At 61.9% G+C, this 15,587-nt stretch carries 12 protein-coding genes; 4 read left to right on the top strand and 8 right to left on the bottom strand.

The features are described 5' to 3' along the window. Positions 1-5 precede the first annotated feature (5 nt). From I6E51_RS03155 to I6E51_RS03120, 8 genes are all read right to left on the bottom strand, one after another. Positions 6-1,127 (bottom strand): DUF2510 domain-containing protein, encoded by a 1,122-nt coding sequence (locus tag I6E51_RS03155; RefSeq protein WP_307783782.1) that lies wholly within the window; start codon positions 1,125-1,127, stop codon positions 6-8. Between the two features lie 185 nt (positions 1,128-1,312). Continuing rightward, positions 1,313-1,747 carry an SseB family protein gene (locus I6E51_RS03150; protein ID WP_197106547.1) on the bottom strand — a complete coding sequence of 145 codons (435 nt, stop codon included), beginning with the start codon at positions 1,745-1,747 and terminating at the stop codon, positions 1,313-1,315. Between the two features lie 12 nt (positions 1,748-1,759). Next, on the bottom strand, positions 1,760-2,386 hold the full coding sequence (locus I6E51_RS03145) for a hypothetical protein (RefSeq protein WP_231599639.1): 627 nt from the start codon (positions 2,384-2,386) through the stop codon (positions 1,760-1,762). 26 nt (positions 2,387-2,412) lie between these two features. Next, positions 2,413-2,916: an amino-acid N-acetyltransferase gene (locus I6E51_RS03140; RefSeq protein ID WP_197106548.1), complete on the bottom strand. Its 504-nt coding sequence runs from the start codon at positions 2,914-2,916 to the stop codon at positions 2,413-2,415. Between the two features lie 191 nt (positions 2,917-3,107). Beyond that, positions 3,108-5,585, bottom strand: coding sequence for an ATP-dependent Clp protease ATP-binding subunit (locus I6E51_RS03135; protein WP_197106549.1), 2,478 nt, complete (start codon positions 5,583-5,585; stop codon positions 3,108-3,110). A 164-nt stretch (positions 5,586-5,749) separates the two neighbouring features. Then, entirely contained in the window at positions 5,750-6,862 is a 1,113-nt protein-coding gene (locus I6E51_RS03130; RefSeq protein ID WP_197109424.1) for a hypothetical protein, read from the bottom strand. A 65-nt stretch (positions 6,863-6,927) separates the two neighbouring features. Further along, positions 6,928-8,058, bottom strand: coding sequence for a hypothetical protein (locus tag I6E51_RS03125; protein ID WP_197109423.1), 1,131 nt, complete (start codon positions 8,056-8,058; stop codon positions 6,928-6,930). Between the two features lie 50 nt (positions 8,059-8,108). Then, entirely contained in the window at positions 8,109-9,176 is a 1,068-nt protein-coding gene (locus I6E51_RS03120) for a hypothetical protein (protein ID WP_197109422.1), read from the bottom strand. Between the two features lie 123 nt (positions 9,177-9,299). On the opposite strand from I6E51_RS03120, the gene I6E51_RS03115 reads away from it, so the two are divergent. The 4 genes from I6E51_RS03115 to I6E51_RS03100 are packed head-to-tail and all read left to right on the top strand — an operon-like array spanning position 9,300 to position 15,552. Beyond that, positions 9,300-11,972 (top strand): ABC transporter substrate-binding protein, encoded by a 2,673-nt coding sequence (locus I6E51_RS03115; protein ID WP_197109421.1) that lies wholly within the window; start codon positions 9,300-9,302, stop codon positions 11,970-11,972. 3 nt (positions 11,973-11,975) lie between these two features. Next, positions 11,976-12,965, top strand: coding sequence for an ABC transporter permease (locus I6E51_RS03110; RefSeq protein WP_197109420.1), 990 nt, complete (start codon positions 11,976-11,978; stop codon positions 12,963-12,965). Further along, the gene (locus I6E51_RS03105; protein ID WP_197109419.1) at positions 12,962-13,819 is read left to right on the top strand and encodes an ABC transporter permease; all 858 of its coding nucleotides are present in this window, start codon (positions 12,962-12,964) and stop codon (positions 13,817-13,819) included. Before I6E51_RS03110 ends, I6E51_RS03105 begins: the two co-directional genes overlap by 4 nt. Next, positions 13,816-15,552, top strand: coding sequence for an ABC transporter ATP-binding protein (locus I6E51_RS03100; RefSeq protein WP_231599638.1), 1,737 nt, complete (start codon positions 13,816-13,818; stop codon positions 15,550-15,552). Before I6E51_RS03105 ends, I6E51_RS03100 begins: the two co-directional genes overlap by 4 nt. Positions 15,553-15,587 lie beyond the last annotated feature (35 nt).

The following is a 15,587-nucleotide window of genomic DNA, read 5'->3' as shown; positions in this document are numbered from 1 at the left end:
GTTGGCTAGCCGAACAGGGTCCAGAGACCCCAGTCCTCTACGCGCCAGCTGATCCAGCCGTTCTCACGCTGCAAGCTGACCAGGATCGAGTCGCTCTGGCCATTGGCGGGCTTCACTGCACGACACGTGAACGTGTCGCCCATGAGAACCGGCGGAGTTGCGGGGCAAGAAAGCTCGATGTTTGCGCCGAGCGTCGCAGCCTGAGCCTGAATCGAACTCTCGATCTGGTTGCTGAACGTCTGCGGAATCAAGGAGATGAGGAGTCCGGGAAGGATCAACATTCCGATAACCAGCGACACGATCGTGCCGGCCCACGTGGCGATCGGCGCGATGCCCTTGCCCGTCTCCTTCATGGTGCGCAGACCACGAACCACTAGGTAAACCGGTGCGGTCAGGAATGCCCACGCAGCGTTTGCTGGTTTTTCGTGACCCCACACCTGCAGCAGCAGGTTGTCGTAGGCGGCGAGGCCCAGAACGACGATGTACGGAGCAATCCAGACGACGAGCAGCAGCGGCAAGTTGCTACCGAGGCCGGCGCCTGCAATCAGGAACATGCTGGTCAGAAGCTGAACAAGTGGAAGGATCGCGATGAGCCAGACAGCCGCGTTGTACGTGCGGTGTTGGCGGATCTCGCGCTCGGGTGCCTCTTCTTCCTCGGCGTAAGCGCTGAGGGTGGATGCACCAGGCATCGAGTTCGCGTGGGCGTTAGCCGACTTCGGCAGCAGCATTGGCTCATCGGCATGTTGCGCGTCGTCAATGGGTGCCTCGAGCTCACGCAATGTCATTGCGAGAAGCGGCTGAGCACTCAGTTCGTCGTGAACTGCTGCAGTCTCGGGCTCCGGCTCGCTACGAGTCTCGGTCCTGAGGTAGTCACCGGTGTCATGACGTTCACGATCGCGCTGTTCGCGCCGCGACGGAAGCTCGTCTACGTCGTCGTCATAGTCATCGTCGGCGAACGCCAGCTTGGTAGCTGGCTGCACAACGATAGGGGCACGTGCATCTGAGGTGTGCTCAGTCCAGGCTTGGGCATCCCACCAGCGCAACTGGGGCAAGCCCAGAGGGTCTGGGTACCATCCCGCTGGCACACCGAAACTGTTGTCTTCCACGTTGAACAGAGTAACCGTCACAGACAAGGGATAGAAAGGCCTGTTTATAACATTGATGCCGCTGCGAGTCTGGATGTAACCCTAAAGAGTGCCGAAATGGGCCTTAAATGGTCTATTTTGGGGTGTTTGTCCCCTGAACTGGGTCAGAAGCCTGATTCCTCCCGGAAGGCAAATATTTGCCCCAAGGCCGTCAACAAGCAGTCGGTCTAGGAAAGAGTGAGGGCATCCAAGATGTCATCGGGCGATGCTTGCATCGTGTGGGGGCCCGCTACGTCGAACCAGACCGACTCCAGAACGCCTCGATTGGTCTCAAGGAACGCGCGCAAATCATCTGCACGATAGGCGACGACCTGATGGTCAGTCTCCTCCGGCAGCATGGCCACATAGGCCTCAACCGACGAGAACAGCAAGAGCATGTATTTGTCTGCTTCACCGCGCCGGAACACTCGCACTTGCGCTTCGTTCTCGCTCGACGCTGCGGCGTCATCCGTCGCATCCGTCGCATCCGTCAGCAACGGCACCATGACTCTGTCGTTGCGCAGCGCCAGAGCAACCGCTACGGGGTCGCCAGCTTCGAGAGCTTGAGCGAGCAAGGGGGAACTGAATTCGGCGCTCTGCGCCGCGGAGGTTGAGGAAGCCATGGCCTATCCGGGTTAGTTCAGCAAGAACTGTTTGGTGCTGTCAGAGGCGATATCACCAAGCGAGACCTCAAGGTGGTAGCTGGCGCCACCCGCGGTAACAACGGGGCGGTCTGACTCACAGGTGTCGGTGGCGGACCGGGTGCGATCCCACTCGATCGAACTCGACTGCACCGGCACACCAGGCTGCAACACGACCGTGCCCGGCTCGCCTTCGGTCTGGCAGTGCTTTGAGTTCCAAATTTCATCGCTACCACTGGTGACGACAAACTCTTGGATGTCGCTGCCGGCCTCGATAGCGCACGGCTCTGTCATGGTGCTCTTGATAGAGAACGACAGCTGCGGGTTCTGGCCCTCGGCGTAGCTTGATTCGTCGGTGATCGCCTCAAGGGTGAGCTTCGCGGGATCGCAGACAAGCGAGCCAGAGGCATCAGTGGCGGCTGGCGTGCTGGATTCGGCGGCCGAGGGATCCGTCGTCGACGTCGTTGTAGACGTGGATGCGGGGTCCGATGAGGCCTTAGGGCCGAAGACAATCAGCAAGATGATGGCGATGACGGCAAGGAGTCCTAGCCCGACGATCAAGCGCCGGCGCCAGTAGACGCTGCTTGACTGCGGGCCGACAGGGTTCCTAAACGTCGACATACCGCAAGGCTAAACGTCTGAGGCCACTAAAGGTGCTTCAGCATGCGCGTGTTGCCGAGGGTGTTGGGTTTTACACGGGAAAGATCCAGAAATTCGGCCACACCCTCGTCAGGCGAGAGCGCTAACTGCGCAAATACGGTCGGATCGACGATTTCTTCCTCAACCGGCTCAAAGCCATGGCGCTGAAAGAAACCGGTTTCGAAGGTCAGGCAGAACAACCGGTCAAGACCCAGCGCGCGAGCATCCGCTTCAATCTGATCCATGAGCGCATGGCCGACGCCCTTTCCCAGCCATTCGGAGGCGACAGCGAGGGTGCGCACTTCGGCCAGGTCGTGCCACATCACGTGGAGGGCACCGCATCCGACAACGGAGCCGTCGGGCGCGACAGCCACCCGAAACTCTTGGACTGCCTCGTAAAAGACGACAAGGTCTTTACCGAGCAGGATGCGCTCGTTCACCAAGGGCTCGATAAGGCTCTGGATGGCCCGCACATCATGCGTTCGTGCCGGGCGGATGCTGAAGGTGGTCACGCAGTAACGGTACCGCTCAGGGGCGCACAGCCCCACACCGCGCGACGAGTTTCGCCGAACACCTGCTCCCGCCGGCAGCGGGGCGATTGCCAGGTGGCTGGTTCCGTTAACGACGAAGCGGCTGCCCGGCACCAGAAGGTGTCGTGCAGCCGCTGTCGTGTGGCTAGTGCCGCGGTGGCAAGGTCGGAGGTTTAGGCCTCGACCTCGGCCGGCTCCTTTTCGGGGAGACCCGGCTGGCGGCTCGTGACGAACACGAACTTGTTGTCAACGAAGTCAACGTGTACGTGGTCGCCGGCGTTGAGCTCGCCGTGAAGGATCTTCTCGCTGAGCGCGTCTTCGACTTCGTGCTGCACTGCGCGGCGAAGCGGTCGTGCACCGAGAGTGGGGTCGAACCCGACTTCGATGAGACGCTCCTTGGCGGGAACAGTGATCTCGACGGTGAGGTCGCGATCCATCATGCGCTCAGAGAGACGCTTGATGAAGAGGTCAACGATCTGCAACAGTTCTGGCTTGCTCAGCTGCGGGAAGACGATGGTCTCGTCAACACGGTTGAGGAACTCAGGCTTGAAGTGCTTCTTGAGTTCTTCAACAACCTTGCCGCGCATGCGGTCGTAGCTGGTTGCCGAGTCACCTTCCACCTGGAAGCCCATGGGGCCAGCGGTGATGTCCTTCGTGCCGAGGTTGGTGGTCATGATGATGACGGTGTTCTTGAAGTCGATCACTCGACCCTGACCGTCGGTCAAGCGACCCTCTTCGAGGATCTGCAGGAGCGAGTTGAAGATGTCGGGGTGAGCCTTCTCGATCTCGTCGAACAGCACAACGCTGAATGGCTTGCGGCGCACCTTCTCGGTGAGCTGGCCACCCTCTTCGAATCCAACGAATCCGGGAGGGGCACCAAACAGTCGTGAAACAGTGTGCTTCTCGCCGTATTCACTCATGTCGAGCGAGATCATGGCCGACTCATCGTCGAACAGGAACTCAGCAAGCGCCTTAGCGAGCTCGGTCTTACCGACACCGGTCGGACCGGCGAAGATGAACGAACCACTCGGACGGTTGGGGTCCTTGAGGCCTGCACGCGTGCGGCGGATGGTCTTGGAGAGAACCGAGATGGCTTCCTCTTGACCAATGACGCGCATGTGAAGTGCCTTCTCCATGAAGATAAGGCGGCTGGACTCTTCTTCGGTGAGCTTGAAGACGGGGATGCCGGTTGCTGCTGCCAGAACTTCGGCAATCAGACCTTCATCCACGATTCCGCTCGCGCCAACGTCGCCAGACTTCCACTGCTTCTCGAGGCGAAGACGCTCGCCGAGCAGCTTCTTCTCTTCGTCGCGCAGGCTTGCAGCCTTCTCGAAGTCTTGATCCTCGATAGCGCCTTCCTTACGCGAGCGAACGTCGGCGATCTTGTCGTCGAATTCGCGCAGCTCAGGAGGTGCCGACAAGATCGACAGACGCAGACGTGCGCCGGCCTCGTCGAGCAGGTCGATGGCCTTGTCTGGCAGGAAACGGTCGGCGACGTAACGGTCGGCGAGGTTCGCTGCGGCAACAATGGCACCGTCAGTGATGGATACCTTGTGGAACGACTCGTACTTGTCGCGCAGTCCCTTGAGGATGTTGATGGTGTGCGGCAGGTTAGGTTCGTGCACCTGCACGGACTGGAAGCGGCGCTCAAGCGCGGCATCCTTCTCAAAGTGCTTGCGGTATTCGTCGAGGGTCGTCGCACCAATGGTCTGGAGCTCGCCACGAGCCAAAAGCGGCTTGAGGATGGATGCTGCGTCGATGGCACCTTCAGCAGCGCCGGCACCGACGAGGCTGTGGATCTCGTCGATGAAGACGATGATGTCGCCGCGGGTGCGGATCTCCTTGGTGACCTTCTTGAGGCGCTCTTCGAAGTCACCGCGGTAACGGCTACCAGCGATGAGGCTTCCGAGGTCGAGCGAGTAAAGCTGCTTGTCTTTCAGCGTCTCGGGAACGTCGCCAGCAACGATCGCGTTGGCGAGGCCTTCAACAACAGCCGTCTTACCGACACCGGGTTCACCGATGAGGACGGGGTTGTTCTTGGTGCGGCGGGAGAGGATCTGCATAACGCGTTCCATCTCCTTCTCGCGACCAATAACGGGGTCGAGCTTGCCATCGCGAGCCGCCTGAGTGAGGTTGCGGCCGAACTGGTCAAGAACCTGCGATCCCTTGTCGGGCGCAGACTCGTTGCCACCAACGGCAACCGCCTCTTTGCCCTGGAAGCTACCGAGGAGCTGGATGACTTGCTGGCGAACCTTGTTGAGGTCAGCGCCGAGCTTCACGAGCACCTGAGCGGCAACGCCTTCACCCTCGCGGATGAGGCCCAACAGGATGTGCTCGGTGCCGATGTAGTTGTGACCAAGCTGCAGCGCTTCGCGCAGGCTCAGCTCAAGTACCTTCTTGGCACGCGGCGTAAAGGGGATGTGGCCGGTCGGCTGCTGCTGACCTTGGCCAATAATGTCTTGCACTTGCTCGCGCACGGAGTCGAGCGAAATACCCAAAGACTCAAGCGCCTTTGCGGCAACGCCTTCACCCTCGTGGATGAGGCCAAGCAAAATGTGCTCTGTGCCGATGTAGTTGTGGTTGAGCATCTTGGCCTCTTCTTGGGCCAAAACGACTACACGACGGGCGCGGTCGGTAAATCTCTCAAACATCTCTTCACTCCTTAGATACCGCTACAGATTCGGTACCGATGTAAAGAGACTAACCAGAGAAATCGCGAAATAGGCCCCTGTTCGCCCTAGGCGTGACTGTGCTGGGTTGCTGCTCAGGAATGCACGCGCCGGGGCCAGCACGCCGATGCACGGATGTCACCCGTTCACTCATAAAAGTCGGGGATGCACTGCCCCGGCGCTGCGCCTTCCAGCAGTGTGACGCCGCTCGCCTGGATCGCGTCAAAGAGTGCTTGGTCGTCAGCTGACTTTTGGACTGTTCCCTCGCAGGTCGAGGTGTGGAAGGAGAAGTCTCGGTCGAAGGAGAAGTGCTGGAAATGGAACACGGCGAGTTGAGAGGAGGCTGCGGCAGCAGCGACAATCGCGGGCCAATGTTCCTCGTGGTATTCCGAGAACAGTAGATCCACTTGGCGGCCCTGCTGCGCTGTGGGGTCGGCATCCCAGCGAATCCCGGCTCCTTCGGGGAAACTATCGCCGTCGTCAGGCTCAGCAGTGAGCCACGCATTGGTGCGCAACGAAAATAGGCCGCTGAGCCGCTCCGCAAGATTAAGCACCTCGCGCGGCGGAAGCGAACCCGACGACTGCAAGCCCGGAATGGACCAGAACTCAAACACTCCGTTGCCCGCTGCGGAGAGCGCACCAGCGGGATTGCCTTCAGGAGAAGTAAGGGCCGCAAGCGCGTCGTAGTGGTCGATCACGTGGCGTAGCGGCTGCAGCGGGTGAGTGTCGGTCGGAGCCGAAATCACGCGCATGTAATCATCCCTGAAAAAGACGGTCGTTTGGAGATTCATCCTCATATCGAGTTCCATTACGGCTGTAATTTCGCGCCAATAACGATAGTTCTCGACGACTTCATCGCGAGGAAGGCCGAGGCCCGACACAGTGAACCCGGCATCGTCGTCGCCGTCGAGCCGGATGCTGAACGAGATCGGCAGCCCAGGGCCTTCACCATTGCCGTCGTACTGATTCATGGTCGAGGCGATGACCCCCAATTGCTGCTCCGCGAAAGCCTCGCTCACACCCACCTCGATCGTCGCGAAGCTCTCCCAGAAGGGGTTCGGAGTTGCCGTCCACGACACCTCGCTCACCCCCGGGATCCTCCTGAGCTCGACGAGGCTTTCCATGAAATCGCGCTGCTGCGATTCGGAGAACCCCTCGATGCGGAGGTCGGATGCCTCATCACCGAGCGCAGTGCACCCACCGAGCGCGAGCAAAACGACGGCCATCACCATGCTCGTCACGCGCCGAGGAAAATTCATGACTCAAGCTTACGTTTCACCGGTGCCGCTGAGGGCCCATCGCTAAATGCTGGGCCGTCGCCCCATTATCGCGACTGCGGATAGTTGGGGACACAGCGCCCCGGCGCCAGATCCTCCAATGAGGCAAGACCGCCCTCGCGCAACGCAGCGAAGAGCAGTTCGTCGTCGGCTGTCTGCTCGATCGTGCCTTCGCAGGGGGAAGTGTGAAAACGAAACTCGCGCTCGGGCGAGGCATAGCCGAAGTCAAAGCCGGTGACTTGAGCAGTGCCTGCGGCAGCGGCGACGATTGCCGGCCACTCGTCATCGCGGTACTCAGCGCTATTGACTGCTACCTCTCGGCCGTGCAGTGCAGCTTCGTTGTCAATCCACTGCACCAGCGCGCCAGCCGCGGCGAGAGCGGCTGGATAGTCGTAGTCGAGGCCGAGCCACGCATTCTCTTGCAACGGAAAAGAGCGGCCGAGGGCGGCAACGAGTTCGATGACATCCCTCGGCGGTAGGTGGTTAGAGGCATTGAGCCCGGGGAGTGCCCACATCTCGTACTTGCGACCCTGCGCTGCAGCCACGCCGATGCCACCACTGCTCTGCTCCGAAGACACTGTCGCGAGCGCGTCGTACTTGATCAGCATTTGAGCGATAGTTTCTCGCGAGACCGCGCCGTTGCCCGGGCCTATGATTCGCGAGTACGAAGCCTCGTCGTAGGCGTCGGTCAACAGCACCATCGTCAGCTCAGCGCCGAACGCTTGCTCAAGCGCTCGCCAATAGTTGAAGTTGCTGATGACGAAGTCTGGGTAAAGTCCAAGGCCGGCCACCCGAAAACGACCGGCGGATTCTCCCGCCACCCGAATCGTGAACGCTACCGGGATGCCGTACGAGGGATAGCCGTCGGATACACGGCGCAACGTTTCGACGACGGCAACCGCTTGGGCCTCAGCGAACTCTTCGCTCACCTCGACATCGATCATGACGGGGCTCTCCCACATCACACCGGAGATCGGGGCTTGCGAGACTTCCCCGATGCCCTCAATTTCCTTTAGTTCAGTGGTGCTCTCGGCAAGGAACTCCTCGTACGAAGCGACCAGCCCGGCACTGTCGAGATCGGCTGCGTCATCGCTCAAGAACGAGCACCCCGCCAGCGCGGGCGCAAGCAACGACAGCGCCGCCAGCGCACTCACAATCCGCCGTCGAAAACTCATCATTCGCCCTCATCTTCCATCGCCCGCGAAGCCACCAAGGACCGCTATCGGCATCACTGCTCGGGGAAGCACATGCCAGCGCCAGCGCCGGGAGCAAGCTGTGCTCCGGAAGAAGAAACAGCCTGGAAGAAAGTGTCGTCATTGGCGGTGGCCTCGACCGATCCGCTGCACGCGGAGGTATGGAAACTAAATCCTCGATCGCCGGCGCGAAACAGGAAGTTGATGTTCTCCATTTGGCCAGTGCGAGTCGCAGCTTGAAGTGCCGCTTTCCACGTCTCGTCGGTGTCCTCGTTGCTCACCACAGAGATCTCGGAAATCCCGTCGAGCACTCCTGGTGTTGCCCACGTCGCCTGGAAGCCTTCGGGATAGTCGGCATCTCCAAGGCTCGAGTCGCCAACCTTCGAGTTGTCCCGCAAAGGGATCACTGCGCGAAGATCAGTGACGAGCTCCACGAACTCCAGCGGAGCAAGTTCGTCTGGCGAATAAATGCCGGCCACAGACCAGCTCGTGTGGTTCTGCTCTGATTCGCTCGCGAGCTGTTGCAGAGCTGTGTAATTTTCGACCACGCGGTCTGCCGCTACATCGAAATCTGATTCATCTGGGATAAAAACCGAGCGAAAACTGCCGCCGAAACCGTCAACGTTTTGCAGATTCACACTGAGTTCGGTCCCTGCCGCCGCAGATGCCGCTCGCCAAAACTCAAAACTCTCAACGAATGTCTCCGTCGACTCGGGGAGACCCGACGTTTCTAGAACCCCAGCGGAATCGTCGGCGAGCGCAAGCGTGAAACTCGGCAAGAACGCAGCTCGCTCAAAATCAGTGTATCCCTCTCGAAATTGTTCGGCAATTCGCTCCAATTCGGCGCCTTCGATCGCCGACGCCGCAATCACGCTCACGTCGCCGGAATCCCCCACCACGGGATCACTCGTGTAGTCGTACGACGCCTCGTCCACACCCTCTAGTTCCGCCAGTTCAGAAACCATCCGAGACAGCGCGGCGTGAGCAATGACACCTTCCCCGGCCGAGGTCACGGCCTGCTCCACAAGTGAGCAACCGCCCAGAACGAGGGAAAGAGCTACGGCGCCCGAGATGAGTGCGGGCAGGCGTCGAGAACTTGTCATGATTTAAGAGTACTTTTCTGGTCGCGATTCGGCCTGCCCCCGAAAGGGTTGCGTCGCGCCCCATAGCCAAAGTTAATCATTCTGTAACGTTATGCAGGTGGCGTTTGCCCATAAGGTGTCGTTATGCAGGACGCACCGCAGGAATCCGCCACCCTTGACGAACTGACGCGCGCGCTCGACCTTCACATGCTGCGCATCCTCGTCGCTATCCAAGAGACGGGCAGCGTTTCTGCCTCCGCTCGCCGACTCGGTTTCAGCCAGCCCGCCATCACCCAACATCTCAAGCGCAGCGAAGCCCGACTAAACATCGCCCTCGTCGCACGCACGCCGCGCGGCATGGAACTCACCGAAGCCGGCGCCCTGCTCGCCCGCCACGCGCCCCGCATCGATGCCGCCGTCACCGCCGCCGCGAGCGACCTCACCGCGCACCTCGGACTCGACCGGGGCGCTGTGCGTCTCGCCGCGTTCCCCGCCGCCGTCGCCAGCATCATCGCGCCACTACTCTCGCGGCTCGATCGCGAGTTTCCGGGCATCCACGTTGAATTCAGCGAAGCCGCACCGGATGCCGCCCTCAGCGCCGTCGCCGAAGGTCGCGCCGATATTGCCCTCGACTATCGCTACGCGAGCGACCACACCATCGCGTCGAGCTCGCACACGAGCCCGGAGGGACTGCGCTCGCGCTTTCTGCTCTCCGAAAACGTGCTCGCGATTGTGCCTCGGGCCACCGCCGATCAGCTCGGAGCGTCAGCGAGTGTTGCGGGGCTTCTTCCGTTTACGTGGATCGGCGGCCCGGCTACCTGCACCGAGCAGCTTGTTGCCGTCGCGACCGCCCTCGGCGAAAACCCCACCCTGCGGCACGATGTGACAACCACCGGCGCAGCACTCGCGCTCGTGGCATCCGGCATCGGTGTGACGTTCCTCTCAGAACTCGCCTTAGCCACTACCGCCTTGCCCGACGGCGTCGTGGCCCTCGAATTGCAACCCAAGCTTCGTCGACGCATCTATGCGACAACGCTCGACGACTCCGCCGACACTCCAAGCATCGCAGTGGCCCTTCGGCTGCTGGCCATGCGCGAGGTGGCCCGGAAAACCAACAGTGACCGCGCGGCACTGTCACAGCACTCGCACCTCCAACGCGCGAAATTTGCATCCTCTCCTTTTTCACCTCCTGTAACGCTCACCGAAAGGCACGAACTTCGCATGAGATCGACTAACTCCACCCTGGCTAAGGGGGCTCGGGCGTCCACAGTCGCCGTCGCTGCCTCGGCCCTGCTGCTCGCGGGCTGTGCCACGTCGAGCACGCCCACTGGCGACGGCAACATTGACACCATCACGGTTGCTCTACCCGGCTCCCTCTCGAGCCTCTATGTGGGTGCCGAGAGCGGCATCCTCAACTACTACATTGCCTCCATCACTCAAGAAGGCCTTGTCTCGATCGACGCCGACGGGGCCCTGCAGCCCGGCCTCGCCGAATCGTGGGACCAGCCGGATGACGTGACCTACGTTTACGAGCTGCGCGACGATGCGATGTTCCAAGACGGCACCCCGGTGACCGCCGATGACGTTGTGTTCAGCCTCGAGCAGGCGCGCGACGAAACCAGCTCGCCCGGCCTTTCGTACTACTTGGGTGGCGTGGAGAGCGTCGAGAAGACCGGCGACCTCGAAGTCACCGTGACCCTCTCGGCCCCTGATGCAGCATTCGCCGCCAACATGAGCACGGGTGGCGCGGCCTTCATCACTTCGCAAAAGTTCTGGGAAGAGAACAACGGCGAAGTCGGCACCAGCAGCGCCCTGCTTCTGGGCTCGGGCCCCTACAAGGTCACCGAGTTCGTGCCCGACTCCCACGTGAACTTCGAACGCGTCGACAGCTGGTGGGGCGACCTTCCCGAGGTGAAGAACATCAACGTGAAGTTCATCCCGGATGAGGGAACTCGCCTTCTTGCCGCCCAGTCTGGCGACATCGATGTGGCCTTCAACGTGCCGCTCGCGCAGTCGACCCAGTGGGAAGACCTCAACAACATGCGCGTCGACTACGTCAACGACCTCTCTTACGTCGGTATGTATTTCAACACCGCCCTCGAACCGTTCAACGACCCGAAGGTGCGCGAAGCCTTCGCCCACAGCGTCGACCGCACCACGATCGTCGACAAGCTGCTGCGCGGCCACGGCGAAGTAGCGACTGCCATCGCGACTCCCGAATCCCTCGGAAGCGTCTACAGCGCCGACGATGCGCGCGACCTGCTCGCGACCATCCCGCAGTACGACTTCGACCTCGATGCTGCTGCGGAAGCCCTCGCGGCCTCCGATCACCCGGATGGCTTCGAGACCGACATTCTGTTCCCCTCCACGGGACCGCAGCTCGGCACCGCCGCTCAGTCGCTCGCCGAGAACCTCTCCAAGATCGGGATCACGCTGAACGTGCGTGAAGTTCCCATCGAGGAATGGCTCGCGAGCCTCGAACAAGACAGCAGCTACGGCGTTGGCCTCATGTGGTACTTCTCCACGCTGGGCGACCCTGCTGAAGTGTCGACGTACATGCTCGGCGACTACAACATCTCGAACTACGAGAACCCCGAAGTTCTCTCGCTGTTCGAACGTGTCGGCGCTGAGACCGACCCCTCTGCCCGCATCGACCTCCTCATCGAGGCCGAAACGCTGCAGGCAGAAGACATCATCAGCGTTCCACTCTGGTGGGGACAGTCCGCAACCGCGTTCTCCAAGGACATCGACATGAGTAGCTACAGCTCATTCGCGTTCATCTCCGCGTGGCCGACCCTGCTCACCCCCGCTGGATAATCTGTGACAACCACCCCGATTGCACGCGCATCACAATCACGGTCCTTGGGCCGCATGCTTGTGGTGCGCGTGCTCGGCACCATCGGCATCCTGCTGGTGCTGTCCATCATCGTGTTCTCGATGCTGCATCTCGCCCCCGGCGACATCGTTAAGAACCTGCTCGGCAACCGGGCATCATCGCCGGAAGCCATCGCCGCCATCCGTGCGCAATACAACCTCGATCAGCCGCTGTATATGCAGTACCTGATCTGGTTGGGCAACACCCTCACCGGCGACTTTGGGCAGTCCATTCGGCTGCAAGATTCGGTATCGAACGTGATTGGCTCGCGCCTGGGTATCACTGCCGCCCTCAGCGGACTCGCGTTCCTCCTTGCCGTGATCGTCGCCGTTCCGCTCGGCGTGCAGAGCGCCGTTCGTTCAGGAAGCTGGATCGACCGCTTCGCGACCGGCTTCGGAATCGTCGGCCTCAGCGCCCCCACCTTCGCCGTCGGACTCCTCCTCCTCTATGTGTTCGCGTTCTACCTACCGATCTTCCCGGTCTATGGATCGGGCGACGGTGGCCTCGACACTCTCTGGCACCTCGTGCTGCCCGCCATCACCTTGGCGCTCGGGCTCGGCGCGATCATCCTCAAGCTCACTCGCACCGCCATGCTGCGCGAACTCGAAAGTGACTACGTAACCTTTGGTCGCGCGCGCGGCCTGCCCGACCGCCAAGTGCATATGATCGCCCTGCGCAACGCCGCCATCCCGATCGTGACCGGTGCCAGCCTCGTACTGACCTTCTTGGTCGGCGGCACCGTGCTCGCCGAAACCACGTTCGCGCTGCCCGGACTCGGCACCCTGCTGCAAGGCTCCGTGCTGTTCAAAGACATCGCCGTCGTGCAAGCGCTCACCCTGCTGGTGGCCGTGACGATCGCAACCATCGCACTGTTGGCCGACCTGGCCTACATTTTTCTCGACCCCCGCATCCGCGCCAAGGAGAGTGCTCAGTGAGCAGCACCGAAGCTATCGTCTTAGCGAAACTTCCGCGGTCGCGCCGTCGGCACCCGGTTGCGGTGTGGTTGTCACTCGCCCTGCTCGGAGTCGTCGCCTTCTTGGTGCTCTTCGGCAACCTGATTGCCCCGGATGCCACAGCCCAGTCGATCCTCGATTCGCTCCTGCCCCCGGGCAGCCCCGGTCACCTTCTCGGCACCGACGAACTCGGTCGCGACGTGCTTGCGCTGACGATCGCGGGAGCGGCATCCGCCCTCGTTGGTCCGGTGTGTGTTGCACTCGGGTCGATGATTCTCGGCATTCTGCTCGGCACGGTGGCGGGTTATCTGCGCGGCCCCATCGACTTCATCATTGGCCGCTGGACCGACCTGCTGTTCTCGCTTCCGCTGCTGCTGGCGGCGATCGTGGTCGCGGGTGTCTTCGGCGCTGGCTACTGGATGACCGTGCTGCTGTTGATTCTGCTGTTCTCGCCCTCGGACATCCGCATTGTGCGCGCCGGCGTTATGGAGCAGGCCGCGCGCCCCTTCGTGGAGGCAGCCCAAATGCTGTCGCTCTCCAAGACCCGCATCATGTTCACGCAGGTGCTGCCGAACGTGTGGTCGCTCATCATCACCAACTCGATGCTCAACGTGGCCTTCGCGCTCGTGGCGTTCTCGTCGCTGTCGTTCTTGGGCGTTGGTGTTGCCCCCGGCACGGCCGACTGGGGACGCCAGCTCACCGACGGTCGCGCCATCATGATCGACAACCCGGCTGCGGTTCTGGTGCCGGCACTGCTCATCATCGGCGTCGCTTCGGCGGCAAATCTTGTGGGCGACTGGCTCGGCCAAAACTTGACCAGAACGGGACGCTCATGACCGAGACCAGCATGACAAACGTGCCCGCGTCGGGTGCCGGGCTGGTTATCGGCTCGGGATCGAGCATCGGCTCGACCGCTCAAGTGGCCGTTACCGGACTCACGATCGACGGGCCTGCTGGCGTTGTTGTCGCACCCTTCGACTTCTCCATCGCGCCAGGCGAAACCCTTGCCCTCATCGGCGAATCGGGTTCGGGCAAGACGCTCTCCGCTAAAGCGATCGCCGGGCTTTTGCCTGCGGGCTTCAACGCGCGCGGCACCATCGCGCTGTCGAGTGCCACCATCGAGCTGCCGTCAACGGATGCCGTGTGGCGTGCGACCCGAGGTCGCCGCATTTCACTGCTGCTGCAAGATCCGTTCACGAGCCTGAGCCCCGTGCACCGCTGCGGCACCCAAATCGGGATGACGATCGATGCCGCGAGCGCGACCCGCCTCAGCCGCGAGGAACGCACCGCTCGCATCACGCGAAGCCTGGCCGAAGTGAACCTGCCCGCGGATGTCGCGCGCGCCTACCCGCACGAACTCTCCGGCGGAATGCGGCAGCGGGTTGCTATCGCGGCGGCCCTCGCCACTGACCCCGAACTGCTCATTGCCGACGAGCCGACCACGGCTCTCGACGCGAGCAACCAGTGCGAGATTCTCGACCTCCTTCGGGGCCTGCAAGAGAAGCGCGGCATGGCTGCCCTACTCATCTCGCACGACCTCGGAATGGTGCGTGGGCGAGCCGAACACGTACTCGTGATGCGCCACGGCGAGATTGTTGAGCGCGGTGTCACGAGCTCCGTACTCAATGCGCCAAGCCACCCCTACACTCGGGCGCTGATCGAAGCCGACCCCTCGCTCACCGATCGCTCCGCCGGGGTGGTGCGTACGGCATCCGGGCCCGGCGTGACCGCTGCGGATGCTGCGGCGGGCCCGAGCGGCACTGAGACCGGGACCGGCACCGCCAACCCCGACGCCGACGCCGACGCCGAGACGGGCGCCAACACAGCAACCGGCGACCTTGTGGTCGCGACCGACATCACCAAGAGCTTCGGAGACAAGACCGTGCTGCACGGAGTGAGCGTCACCGTGGGCCGCGGCGAGACCGTGGGCATCGTCGGCGAGAGCGGCTCGGGCAAGACCACAATCGCCCGCTGCGTCGCGGGGCTCGAGCACGAGACCAGCGGGGTGATCGAGTTTGACGGTGTCGCCCTCGCCGCCGGCCGCGCTTCACGCACGCCCAAGCAAATGCAGATCGTGTTCCAAGATCCGTACTCGTCGCTCAACCCGATGATCAGTGTTGGTCGGTCGCTGAAGTTGGCGTTGCGGGTGGCAGGGCGTCCGGCATCCGACCTCAATGGCCTGCTGCAGTTGGTCGAACTGCCCACCGACTTCGCGAGCAAGCGACCGGCAGAACTGTCGGGTGGTCAACGCCAACGAGTCGCCATTGCCCGTGCTCTGGCTGTTCAACCGCAGCTACTCATTTGCGACGAATCAGTCTCGGCGCTCGATGTGTCGGTGCAGAAGCAGATTCTCGATCTGCTCGCCAAACTGCGCGTTGAACTCGGCCTCTCGATCCTTTTCATCTCGCACGACCTCGCCGTGGTGCGCCAGCTTGCCGACCGCGTGTACGTGCTGCGACACGGCGAAGTCGTCGAATCTGGTCAGTGCCACGACGTGCTCAACGCCCCGACTCATCCCTACACTCAGGCGCTCGTTGCAGCGTCGATTCACGAAGCACCCACTCACTGAGCTCGGCGCCACAAGCGCCCGACCTCGCCCCGAAA

This window comes from Salinibacterium sp. NSLL17, assembly GCF_015864935.1.
Lineage (GTDB): Bacteria > Actinomycetota > Actinomycetes > Actinomycetales > Microbacteriaceae > Rhodoglobus.
The sequence above is the reverse complement of the archived record's forward strand: the minus strand, read 5'-3'. Positions and strand labels throughout refer to the sequence as shown.

Coding starts and splice junctions, on each gene's coding strand:
- I6E51_RS03120 (WP_197109422.1), bottom strand. CDS start 9,176: ATGACAAGTTCTCGACGCCTGCCCGCACTCATCTCGGGCGCCGTAGCT.
- I6E51_RS03145 (WP_231599639.1), bottom strand. CDS start 2,386: ATGTCGACGTTTAGGAACCCTGTCGGCCCGCAGTCAAGCAGCGTCTAC.
- I6E51_RS03125 (WP_197109423.1), bottom strand. CDS start 8,058: ATGATGAGTTTTCGACGGCGGATTGTGAGTGCGCTGGCGGCGCTGTCG.
- I6E51_RS03100 (WP_231599638.1), top strand. CDS start 13,816: ATGACCGAGACCAGCATGACAAACGTGCCCGCGTCGGGTGCCGGGCTG.
- I6E51_RS03115 (WP_197109421.1), top strand. CDS start 9,300: ATGCAGGACGCACCGCAGGAATCCGCCACCCTTGACGAACTGACGCGC.
- I6E51_RS03150 (WP_197106547.1), bottom strand. CDS start 1,747: ATGGCTTCCTCAACCTCCGCGGCGCAGAGCGCCGAATTCAGTTCCCCC.
- I6E51_RS03130 (WP_197109424.1), bottom strand. CDS start 6,862: ATGAATTTTCCTCGGCGCGTGACGAGCATGGTGATGGCCGTCGTTTTG.
- I6E51_RS03135 (WP_197106549.1), bottom strand. CDS start 5,585: ATGTTTGAGAGATTTACCGACCGCGCCCGTCGTGTAGTCGTTTTGGCC.